The 10874-nt window shown below is 61.0% G+C and carries 10 protein-coding genes; 4 read left to right on the top strand and 6 right to left on the bottom strand.

All coding sequences use genetic code 11. The annotated features are described in order from the left end of the window. Positions 1-12: 12 nt before the first annotated feature. The gene (locus JI744_RS13325) at positions 13-1251 is read right to left on the bottom strand and encodes a saccharopine dehydrogenase family protein (RefSeq protein ID WP_202661624.1); all 1239 of its coding nucleotides are present in this window, start codon (positions 1249-1251) and stop codon (positions 13-15) included. A gap of 41 nt (positions 1252-1292) precedes the next feature. Further along, positions 1293-2387, bottom strand: coding sequence for a carboxynorspermidine decarboxylase (locus tag JI744_RS13320; protein WP_202661623.1), 1095 nt, complete (start codon positions 2385-2387; stop codon positions 1293-1295). A gap of 156 nt (positions 2388-2543) precedes the next feature. Here JI744_RS13320 and mgrA point away from each other — a divergent pair, with 156 nt between their 5' ends. After that, complete coding sequence (mgrA, locus tag JI744_RS13315) at positions 2544-3572, top strand: L-glyceraldehyde 3-phosphate reductase (protein WP_202661622.1); 1029 nt, start codon at positions 2544-2546, stop codon at positions 3570-3572. Here mgrA and JI744_RS13310 read toward each other — a convergent pair. Together JI744_RS13310 and ubiG are read right to left on the bottom strand one after the other, a co-directional pair. Beyond that, positions 3569-4525, bottom strand: a complete 957-nt coding sequence (locus JI744_RS13310; protein WP_202661621.1) for an Lnb N-terminal periplasmic domain-containing protein — start codon at positions 4523-4525, stop codon at positions 3569-3571. The two genes, mgrA and JI744_RS13310, sit on opposite strands and share 4 nt — an antisense overlap. Continuing rightward, positions 4522-5256, bottom strand: coding sequence for a bifunctional 2-polyprenyl-6-hydroxyphenol methylase/3-demethylubiquinol 3-O-methyltransferase UbiG (gene ubiG / locus JI744_RS13305; protein ID WP_202661620.1), 735 nt, complete (start codon positions 5254-5256; stop codon positions 4522-4524). The genes JI744_RS13310 and ubiG overlap by 4 nt, the downstream gene beginning before the upstream one ends. Positions 5257-5317: 61 nt before the next feature. Between ubiG and pip the strand changes: the two genes are divergently transcribed. The 3 genes from pip to aroC all read left to right on the top strand — a co-directional run bounded on the left by pip (position 5318) and on the right by aroC (position 8587). Then, on the top strand, positions 5318-6289 hold the full coding sequence (pip, locus tag JI744_RS13300; protein WP_202661619.1) for a prolyl aminopeptidase: 972 nt from the start codon (positions 5318-5320) through the stop codon (positions 6287-6289). A gap of 157 nt (positions 6290-6446) precedes the next feature. After that, a complete protein-coding gene (locus JI744_RS13295) occupies positions 6447-7430 on the top strand; it encodes a TerC family protein (protein WP_202661618.1) in 984 nt (327 codons plus the stop codon). 56 nt (positions 7431-7486) lie between these two features. Next, on the top strand, positions 7487-8587 hold the full coding sequence (gene aroC, locus JI744_RS13290) for a chorismate synthase (protein ID WP_202661617.1): 1101 nt from the start codon (positions 7487-7489) through the stop codon (positions 8585-8587). A 58-nt stretch (positions 8588-8645) separates the two neighbouring features. On the opposite strand, the gene ilvA is transcribed toward aroC, so the two are convergent. Beyond that, positions 8646-9893 (bottom strand): threonine ammonia-lyase IlvA, encoded by a 1248-nt coding sequence (gene ilvA / locus JI744_RS13285; protein WP_202661616.1) that lies wholly within the window; start codon positions 9891-9893, stop codon positions 8646-8648. A gap of 49 nt (positions 9894-9942) precedes the next feature. Next, on the bottom strand, positions 9943-10722 hold the full coding sequence (locus tag JI744_RS13280) for a hypothetical protein (RefSeq protein ID WP_202661615.1): 780 nt from the start codon (positions 10720-10722) through the stop codon (positions 9943-9945). Between the last annotated feature and the right edge of the window lie 152 nt (positions 10723-10874).

The raw sequence follows: 10874 nt of genomic DNA, 5'->3' as shown, positions 1-10874 counted from the left end.
GCCCTTTTGCGTTCAGAAACTCAAGAGCCTGTCGCCGTTTTCATCCTTGATCCGGGTGGGCAGGCCCATCTGGTTCAAAAGGTTGATAAAGGGCTTGGGGTCCAGCTCTTCTACATTCGCCATGATGCCCACGTCCCATGTGCCATCGGCAATCAGCAGGGCGGCGGCCACCGGGGGAACACCGGCGGTATAGCTGATGCCTTGGCTGCCCACCTCTTCATAGGCTTCCTTGTGGTCGGCGACATTGTAGATCAGCACCTCTCGCGGGTGCCCGTCCTTCACACCCTTGATCACATCACCGATGCAGGTCTTGCCGGTATAGGTCGGCGCAAGGCTGGCCGGATCGGGCAGCACGGCCTTGACCAGTTTCAGCGGAATCACCTCTTGCCCCTCGGCGGTTTTCACCGGCTTTTCCGACAGCAGGCCAAGGTTTTTCAAGACGGTGAAGACGTTGATATAATGGTCGCCAAAGCCCATCCAGAACCGCACATCGGCCTGCGGATAACGGGCCGACAGGCTGTGAACCTCATCATGCCCGGTCAGATAGGCCTTTTGGTCGCCAACGACGGGCAGAGTCCAGGTCTGGCCGACCTCGAACATAGTGTTTTCCTGCCACGCGCCCTTTTGCCAAGAATAAACCGTGCCGGTGAATTCACGGAAGTTGATTTCCGGGTCGAAGTTCGTCGCGAAGTATTTGCCGTGAGAACCGGCGTTGATATCGACGATGTCGATCGAGTCAATCCGGTCGAAATAGTCTTCCTCCGCCACCCGCGCCCAAGCGTTCACCACGCCCGGATCAAACCCGATACCCAGAATGGCCGTGACACCCGCCGCCTTGCAACGGTCGCGGCGTTGCCATTCGTAATTGCCATACCACGGTGGGGTTTCGCAGATCTTGGCCGGGTCTTCGTGAATGGCCGTGTCCATATAGGCGACGCCGGTTTCAATGCAGGCCTCCAGCACCGTCATGTTGACGAAGGACGACCCCACGTTGATCACAATCTGCGCGCCGGTCTGGCGGATAAGCCCCGCAACCTCCGCGGTGGACAGGGCGTTGACGGCATGGGCGCGAAAAACGCTCGGCACCTTCATGGCACCTTTGGCGTTCACGCCATCAATGATCGCCTCGGCTTTGGCCTTGGTCCGGCTGGCGATATGCAAATCGCCCAAGCGGTCATTCACCTGCGCGCATTTATGCGCCACGACCTGCGCCACGCCACCGGCGCCGATGATCAATACGTTCCGTTTCACTTCGAACCGTCTCCTTTAAGGACAGAGGGAAGGGGAGAGTCTCAGCCGAGGCTGCTCTCATAATCGGCATAGCCGAATTCGCGTTTCAGGGTCAGCGAACCGTCAAGTTCGCGCACCACGATGGAGGGCATCTTGACGCCGTTGAACCAGTTTTTCTTGACCATCGTGTAACCGGCGGCATCGGCGATGGACAGTCGGTCACCCACCTTCAGCGGATGGGCAAAGTTGAACTCGCCAAAGATGTCGCCCGCCAGACAGGACTTGCCACAGACCATCCACGGATGCGGGCCGTCAGTCTCGATCTTGCCCGACAGCCGGTAGATCAGCAGGTCCAGCATATGCGCCTCGACCGAGGCATCGACTATGGCCAGATCCTTGCCATTGTTCAGCACATCCAGCACCGTCACCTCTAGCGACGCGCAATTGGTAATCGCGGCCTCACCCGGCTCCAGATAGACCTGAACGCCAAAGCGGTCCTGAAAGGCGCGCAGGCGGGCGGCGAGTTTATCCACCGGATAACCGATCCCCGTAAAGTGGATGCCGCCGCCCAGCGAGACCCATTTCAGGCGCTTCAGCAGGGGACCGAATTCATCCTCGATCCGGGACAGTTGTGTGTCGAACAGGCCGAAATCGGCGTTTTCGCAGTTGTAGTGAATCATGAAGCCGGAAATCTGGTCCATCACGCGCTCGATCTTGTTCGCGTCCCACTCGCCAAGGCGGCTGAACGGGCGGGCAGGGTCGGCCAAGTCAAAGCCGCTGGTGGAAAAGCGCGGGTTCAGGCGCAAGCCGCGTTCGATCTGGGCGGATTGGTTGTCGAACCGCTCCAGCTGGCCAATCGAGTTGAAGATGATCTTGTCGGCATAAGACACCGCCTCGGCGATCTCATGGTCCGACCACGCCACCGAATAGGCGTGGGTTTCCCTGCCAAACTTCTCGCGCCCCAGCCGCAGCTCGTAAAGCGAAGATGAGGTGGTTCCGTCCATATGCTGCGCCATCTGATCAAACACCGGCCAGGTGGCAAAACATTTCAGCGCCAGCAGCACCTTGGCCCCCGAAGCCTGACGCAACTTGTCCATGATTTCCATGTTCCGCGCCAGCTTTGCGCGGTCGATCAGGTAAAACGGTGTCTGGATCACGGCATCCCCCGGTCAAAGGACAGCAAGCGCAGGCAAATAGGGCCAGCAGCCCCCTGATGCAAGCCCCGGACTGATGGGCCAATTGCATGAAACAAATATGACGTCTTTATTGATCGTGATTTTGCCGATAGCCTTGTCGCGAACAGAGAGGATGCCATGACCTATCACCCCGCAGAAGACCGCTATTCCCGCATGATCTATCGCCGCTGCGGCAATTCGGGTTTGAAGCTGCCTGCGATCAGCCTTGGCCTGTGGCACAACTTTGGTGACGACACGCCCCATGCCACCAAACAGGCGATCTGCCGCACCGCTTTTGACCACGGCATCACGCATTTCGACCTCGCCAATAACTACGGCCCGCCCTACGGGAGCGCCGAAACCGCCTTTGGCCGCATTCTGGCCGAGGATTTCGCCGGGCTGCGCGATGAGCTGATCATCTCGTCCAAGGCGGGCTATGATATGTGGGCCGGGCCTTATGGCGAATGGGGCAGCCGGAAGTATGTGATCGCATCCTGCGACCAGAGCCTGAAGCGCATGGGTCTGGATTACGTTGACATCTTTTATTCCCACCGGTTTGACCCCGAAACCCCGCTGGAAGAAACCATGGGCGCGCTGGATCATATCGTGCGGTCGGGCCGGGCGCTCTATATCGGGATTTCCAGCTATAACAGCCAGCGCACACGCGAAGCGGTGGCTATCCTGAAAGACCTTGGGACGCCGCTGCTGATCCATCAGCCCAGCTATTCCATCCTGAATCGCTGGGTGGAAACCGACGGGCTAAAGGATACGCTGACCGAACTGGGCGTCGGGTCGATTGCCTTTACGCCGCTGGCACAGGGCATTTTGACCAAGAAGTACCTTGGTGGTGTTCCGACAGGCAGCCGCGCGGCGCAGGGCAAATCGCTGGACCCTGCAACCATCACCGACCGGGCGCTGGCTTCGGTTCGGGCGCTGGATGCTTTGGCGCAGGCGCGGGGCCAGACGCTGGCGCAGATGGCGCTGGCTTGGGTATTGCGTAATGGCGGCATCACCACGGCACTGATCGGGGCTTCCAAGCCCGAACAGGTGGTGGATTGCGCCGGCGCCATCGGAAATCTGGAGTTTACCGCAGCCGAACTGGCCCAGATCGACGCCATTGCCGAAGAGCCGGACATCAACCTTTGGGCGCAGTCTGCCGAGCTTTAGCGCGCGCGGATACCGGCCGAGAAATCGGCCCCTTCGGGCAGCGCCTTGGCCTTGGCGGATATCGCGGCGCGCTGGATGATATCGTTCAGCGTGCCCGGTCCTTGCAGGATATTCATTCGCATCATGAATTCGGGCAGATAGCCCGAAAACACCAAGCTGCGGTCCCACGGCACATCCGCCTTGAGCGCATGGGTCAACCCCCAGACGACCGAGGTACAGTTGGCGGTAATGGTGTTGTAGAACTCAGGTTCTGTGGCGATGCGGTTGCCCAGATCGACATATTGCAGGAACATGGTCCGCAGCGCCTCTGGCGGCAGGTTCACCGGGTATAGATGCACATCCTCATCCCGGTAATTGGTGCGCAGCTTGATGACATCTTCCTCATCCGCCGCAATCAGGGCCAGTTCGAACTGGCGAAAGAACCCGCCGATGGAAGAGAAGGACTCGCCCTTTTCCTTGCGTATTTCGACCGAGAACACCACGCGCTGACCGTCGGAAAAGCCAAAGCTGACCAGCAAATGGGCAATCGCGGGCGAGGACCAGCTAGAGGTGATCACGTCCGCCCCGGTCAGCTTTGACAGATCGTAGCTGCGGGTTTCCCAGGACTGGATGGCGTTTGTGTCGTCCTGCCAGCGAAAGGCGCGAACGTTGTGCAGAGTTACCGCATCGCCCGCGACATCCGCCGTCATGATATGGGCCACATCCTCGGCCCAGTCGCGGTCCAGCCTTGGGGTCAAAGTGGAATACCACAGACCCACCACAACCGCGACGGCGGCAAGCGCCGCCCAACCCCAACCCTTGACCAGCCGCGCCCAAAGCACGCCCAGCGCCGCAACAGCCAGCAGCGCCAAGATCCAAGGCGCATCTGGAAACTGCACCCAAAGGGCCGATGCAGCCCAAGCCAGACCAACGACGAAAACCAGCCAGAAGGGGGTCGCCCGCAAAACCCTCACCGCTTCACGCTCGCCGTGACATAGTTGCAGGACAGGTCGCGATCCGAGAGGCTCCAGCTCCACGCAAGGGGGTTGAACACCATCCCCTTGCGGTCCACCGGGTCAAGACCCGCGCGGGTGATCAGGTCGCACAGCTCATCCGGGGTGATGAACTTCGCCCAGTCATGCGTGCCCTTGGGCAACCAGCGCATGACCCATTCGGCCCCGACAATCGCCATCATGAATGACTTTGGGTTGCGGTTCAGGGTGGAACAGATCATCAGCCCGCCGGGTTTCAGCAAGGTTTGACAGGCCGTCAGGTAGGCCAGAGGGTCGGCCACATGCTCGATCACCTCCATGTTCAGAACTACGTCGAACCGCTCGCCCGCCGCCGCAAGGTCTTCGGCGGGGACGTTGCGATAGTCGATGGTCAGGCCGGATTGTTCGGCATGAAGCTGCGCCACAGGAATGTTGCGCGCGGCGGCATCGGCGCCCACCACCGTTGCCCCCAACCGCGCCATGGGTTCCGACAGCAACCCGCCACCACACCCGATGTCGAGCAGGCGCAAACCCGCAAAGGGCCGGGGCTGTTTCAGGTCACGGCCAAATTCGGCGGCCACCTGCGTCGTGATATAATCCAGCCGGCAGGGGTTCATCTGGTGCAGGGGTTTGAACTTGCCATTCGGGTCCCACCATTCGGCGGCCATCGCCTCGAACTTGGCAACTTCTGACGGGTCGATGGTCGTGGTCATCGGGAACTCCTTGCACGGGCGCGCATGGCGGCGCAGTCTGTTGCCGTTATATAGGACGGTCATGGACCAGAGATCAGGCCAAAAGCGCGCAGTCGAATATCTTTACCCACCCATCGACCCCTATGACCAGCGGGTGATAGAGGTGGGCGACGGCCATCGCGTTTATGTTGAACAATGCGGGCGGCCCGATGGTGTGCCCGTTCTGGTGCTGCATGGCGGGCCGGGGGGCGGGTGCAGCCCGGCGATGCGGCGCTATTTTGACCCGTCGGTTTACCGCGTGGTGCTGTTTGACCAGCGCGGCTGTGGCCGGTCGCGCCCCCATGCGAGTATTGAGGCGAATACGACCTGGCATCTGATTGATGACATCGAGCGGATTCGGACGGATCTTGGGATCGACCGCTTCATCCTGTTTGGCGGCAGCTGGGGGGCGACGCTGGCCCTTACCTATGCCATCCGCCACCCGGATCGCGTGACCCAACTTGTTCTGCGTGGCGTATTTCTGGGCACCGGGGCCGAATTGCGCTGGTTCTATGGTGGTGGCGCGGGCGCGTTTTATCCCGAGCTGTGGCAGCGGTTCATTGCGCAAATTCCCGAGGACGAACGGTCAGACCTGATCGCGGCCTATGAACGCAGGCTGTTTTCCGGCGATGTGATGGCAGAGGCGCGCCATGCGCGGGCTTGGGCAAACTGGGAAAATGCTCTGGCCTCGGTTCAGGCAGATCTGATGCTGGGCGATGGCCCGGCGGAATATGCCCGCGCCTTTGCCCGACTGGAATGCCACTATTTCGCCAATGGCTGCTTTCTGGGCGAGGATGGCTGGATTTTGAAAAACCGCCACAAGATCGAACATCTGCCCGCCACCATCGTGCAAGGTCGGCTGGACATGATCTGCCCGCCCGTCTCATCCAGCCGTCTGGCCAGCGGCTGGGCCGGGGCGCGGCTATGGATGGTGCCCATGGCGGGCCACGCGCTTTCGGAACCCGGCATCAGCGAGGCGCTGGTGCGCGCAATGAATGAGTTGCGGCCCTCTTGAAACTTTCGTGATCGGCCCCATCTCTTGGTTTGCGGGCCGGGCCCCTCTGACGACGCTTGTCGTGATGTCGGACCGCATCGAGCATGCTCGATGGTCAAGCCCGGCACCCCTGCCCCATACGGCCTGTCCTCGGCGTGCAAACATGCGAGAGGACAAGATGGACCTGCTGACGACTATATTTCTGGGAACCCCGCTGTGGATGTGGGGCACCTTCATTGCCTTGGTGATCGGCCTTCTGGTGCTGGACCTTGGCGTTCTGCACAAAGATGGCGCGCAGGAAATCGGCGTGGCCGAAAGCCTGAAGATGTCGGCCATGTATATTACGCTGGGCCTGGCGTTTTCGGGCTTTGTCTGGTGGCAGATGGGCTGGGACGATACCGCCAATTATCTGACCGCCTTTGTGGTGGAAAAGACGCTGGCGATGGACAACATCTTTGTCATCGCGCTGATCTTTTCCTTCTTCGCCATTCCCCGTGCCTATCAGCACCGCGTTCTGTTCTGGGGCATTCTGGGCGTAATCGTGCTGCGCGGCATCATGATTGGCCTTGGGGCGACGCTGGTCGCGCAATACGGCTGGATTCTATACGTCTTTGCCGCCTTCCTGATCTTTACCGGCATCAAGATGCTGTTCGTCAGCGAGGAAAACCATTCGGTCGAAGACAGCCGCTTTCTGCGCTTCCTCAAGGGGCGGATGCATGTGACCGAGAGCTTGCGCGGCAACGCGTTCTTCGTGCGCGAGGCGCATCCTGAAACCGGCCAGCTCACGCGCTATGCGACGCCCCTGTTTCTGGCGCTGATCCTGATCGAGATCGCCGACCTGATCTTTGCCGTCGACTCGGTGCCCGCCGTCTTCACCATCACGACCGAGCCTTTCGTGGTCTACACCTCGAACATCTTCGCGATCCTCGGCCTGCGCGCGCTCTACTTTGCTCTGGCCGCCATCCTGCACCGCTTCGCCTATCTGAAATACGCGTTGTCGGTGCTGCTGGTGTTCATTGGGTCGAAGATCTTCATCGCGCATGGCATGGGCTGGACCAAGTTCCCCCCCGCCTGGTCGCTGGGCATCACCTTTGCCATCCTTGGCGCGGGCGTGGTGTTTTCGCTGTGGAAGACCCGGCGCGAGCCCATCGCCGCCCATTGACCCGCTTCCCCCCCGCCCCGCTTTGCGCTAGGCGGGGGCAAGATCAGGAGGGCGCCATGAGCTTCAACACCTTCGGCCATTTGTTCCGCGTGACGACCTGGGGCGAAAGCCACGGGCCCGCGATTGGTGCCACGGTCGATGGCTGCCCCCCCGGCGTGGCGCTGAACGAGGCGGTGATTCAGCCCTGGCTGGACCGCCGCAAACCCGGCACCTCAAAATTCACCACCCAACGGAAAGAACCGGATGAGGTGCGTATCCTGTCGGGCGTGTTCGACGGGATGACGACCGGCACACCGATTCAGCTGATGATCGAGAACACCGACCAGCGGTCCAAGGATTACGGCGATATCGCCCAGGCCTTCCGCCCCGGCCATGCCGATATCACCTATCACCAGAAATATGGGCTGCGTGACTATCGCGGCGGCGGGCGATCCTCGGCACGCGAAACCGCCAGCCGGGTCGCGGCGGGTGGCGTGGCGCGGGCGGTTCTGGCGCAACTGGTGCCGGGGCTGAAAATCACCGGCTATATGGTGCAGATGGGCGCGAAGGCGATCGACCGCGGCCGCTTTGATGCCGCGCAGATTGAGGAAAACCCCTTCTGGTGCCCCGATCCTGTCGCAGCTATCGAATGGGCCGACTATCTGGATGACCTGCGCCTGAATCACAATTCGGTCGGTGCCGTGATTGAGGTCATCGCGACCGGCGTGCCCGCAGGCCTTGGCGCCCCCCTCTATGCCAAGCTGGACAGCGATCTTGCCAGCGCGATGATGTCGATCAACGCCGTTAAGGCGGTAGAGATTGGCGATGGCCTGGCGGCGGCCACCCTGACCGGGGTGGAAAACGCCGATGAAATCCGCATGGGGCCAAACGGGCCGGAGTTTCTGTCGAACCACGCAGGTGGTATTCTGGGCGGGATTTCAACCGGCCAGCCCGTGGTGTGCCGTTTCGCCGTCAAACCCACCTCGTCCATTCTGACCCCACGCCAGACGGTGAACACCCGTGGTGAGGAACTGGATCTGATCACCAAAGGCCGCCACGACCCCTGCGTCGGCATCCGCGCCGTGCCGGTGGGCGAGGCGATGATGGCCTGCACCCTTCTGGACCATCTGCTGCTGGATCGTGGTCAGACCGGTGGCATTCGGGGCCATATCGGCTGAGCCCCCTCATCTGTTCATAAATATCCCGGGGGTCCGGGGGCTGGCTCCCGGCTTTCGGTCAGATCAGGAACTCGGCCAGCAATTCATCCTTGGTGATGTCGCTGTATTGAAATGCCGCCGCGTCCAGCTGGTCGGTCAGCGCCTTGAAGTTTTCGGGGCGGCTCGTCTCGATCCCGATCAGCACCGAGCCAAAGTTGCGGGCTGATTTCTTCAGGTATTCAAACCGCGCAATGTCATCTTCCGGCCCAAGCATTTCCAGAAACTCACGCAAGGCACCAGGACGCTGGGGCATCCGCAGGATGAAGTATTTCTTCACGCCCGAATAGCGCTGCGCGCGCTCCTTCACTTCCGGCAGGCGCTCAAAATCGAAGTTCCCGCCAGAGGTGACGCAGACCACGGTCTTGCCCCGGATTTCCTCGGCCATGTCCTGCAACACGTTGACCGACAGCGCCCCCGCCGGTTCCAGCACGATACCTTCGATATTCAGCATCTCCAGCATCGTCACGCAAATGCGGTCTTCGGGGGCCAGCAGCACCTCTTCGGGCTTGACCCATGACAGCGCGGCAAAGTTGCGGTCGCCGATGCGGGCGACGGCAGCGCCATCGACGAAACTGTCGATCTTGTTCAGCTTGACCGGCTCTTGCGATTTCAGCGCGGCGGTCAGGCTGGCCCCGCCTGCGGGTTCAACAAAGCGAAACCCCACCTCGGGGGCCTCTTCGCGCAAATACCGCGTAACCCCCGCCGACAGGCCGCCGCCGCCGACAGGCAGAACAACAAGATCCGGCGCGCGACCCAACTGATCAAGCAGTTCCACCCCGACAGAGGCCTGACCTTCGATCACATCGTCATCGTCAAAGGGCGCAAGGAAATGCGCGCTCTGCTCGGCGCAGTATTTCTGCGCCGCCGCCAGCGTCTGGTCAAAATAGTCACCATTCAGCACGATCTTGACGAACTCGCCGCCAAAGGTGCGGGTCTTGTCGATCTTTTGCTGCGGGGTGGTAACCGGCATGAAGATAGTGCCCGAAACGCCGAAATGGCGGCAGGCAAAGGCCATGCCCTGCGCGTGGTTGCCCGCACTGGCACAGACGAAATGGCGCTGTTCGGGGTTGGCCGTTCGCACCTTGCGCATCGCGTTCCACGCACCGCGCAGTTTATAGCTGCGCACCGGCGACAGGTCTTCGCGTTTCAGCCAGATGTCGGCCTCATAACGCTGCGACAGGAAGTCGTTCCGTTGCAGCGGGGTGCGCGGAAACAGCTCGCGCAGGGCGCGGGTGGTGGCTTTGGCGGCTTGGGCAAATGTGGTCATGGGCCAGACTTGGCCCATGACTGCAAATTTCGCAAGACCAGACCACCCGTCAGACCAGCGGGCGCTTTTCGATGTAATGGCCGTAAAGCGTGGTCAGGATCGACACGCCGACCATGGTCACAAGCCAAGTGACGGCCACATTCCAGAGGATCGACACCACCGGAATGCGGTCAAATATCAGGAACCCCAGCACCGCCAGAACCAGATGCGCCCCCACAGCGATGGCCGACAGCACAAGAATATCTGCCGATGCACCCTTGGTCGCCTCCCACCCCGCCATGAAAGGCAAGCCGCTGCCGACAGCAGAGCCAGGCAGCGCGGTTGTCAGACGGAAAGCGAGATATATCATGGGCAGCTGCACCAGCACCGCCATCAGGATCAGGAATACAACAACGCCCCCGCCAGACAGCAGCGGCGAAAGCAGGCTGCCGATAATCGTTCCCAACACCGCACCCGCAATCACAACAATCAGGCCATAACCCAAGGACCGCCCGAAATAGCCCATCATGCGTTCGCCGTTATAGGGCGGAACAAAGCCCTGCGGCTGTTCGTTCAGCAAGACATATCGATGCCAGGCCACCGCCAGCCACAGGCTGGTCACAACAGCCACAACCATGACAATCAGCATGCCCAGCCCCATGCCGGCACCCATTCCCATGCCGCCACCCGCCATTGCGCCGGGGCCACCCATTCCCATCATCGCACCGCCCATGAACAGCAGCACAACCACCGTCTGGATCAGGATTGGCAGCGCCGAGACCCGCAGCGCGCCGTCCAGATTGCCCGTCACCTGACGGACCGAATGCAAGAACAACTCCAGGCCCTTCATCTTTGCCTCCTTTCTGAAATGCGTTGTGGTCAGGATTGCGGTTTGCGCCCACAAGTCAACCGATGCTTGCGTTGCGCAGGCCTTGTCTGTCCGCCAGCTTGCCCTTGCCGCCGTTTCCCGCTAAGCGCGGGCAAACCGCGATGGAGCGTCTT

The sequence above is a fragment of the Fuscibacter oryzae genome (assembly GCF_016765795.1).
Classification (GTDB): Bacteria; Pseudomonadota; Alphaproteobacteria; order Rhodobacterales; family Rhodobacteraceae; genus Fuscibacter; species Fuscibacter oryzae.
This window is presented reverse-complemented; position numbering and strand designations above follow the sequence as displayed.

Coding starts and splice junctions, on each gene's coding strand:
- JI744_RS13280 (WP_202661615.1), bottom strand. CDS start 10,722: ATGAAGGGCCTGGAGTTGTTCTTGCATTCGGTCCGTCAGGTGACGGGC.
- ilvA (WP_202661616.1), bottom strand. CDS start 9,893: ATGACCACATTTGCCCAAGCCGCCAAAGCCACCACCCGCGCCCTGCGC.
- ubiG (WP_202661620.1), bottom strand. CDS start 5,256: ATGACCACGACCATCGACCCGTCAGAAGTTGCCAAGTTCGAGGCGATG.
- mgrA (WP_202661622.1), top strand. CDS start 2,544: ATGACCTATCACCCCGCAGAAGACCGCTATTCCCGCATGATCTATCGC.
- pip (WP_202661619.1), top strand. CDS start 5,318: ATGGACCAGAGATCAGGCCAAAAGCGCGCAGTCGAATATCTTTACCCA.
- aroC (WP_202661617.1), top strand. CDS start 7,487: ATGAGCTTCAACACCTTCGGCCATTTGTTCCGCGTGACGACCTGGGGC.
- JI744_RS13295 (WP_202661618.1), top strand. CDS start 6,447: ATGGACCTGCTGACGACTATATTTCTGGGAACCCCGCTGTGGATGTGG.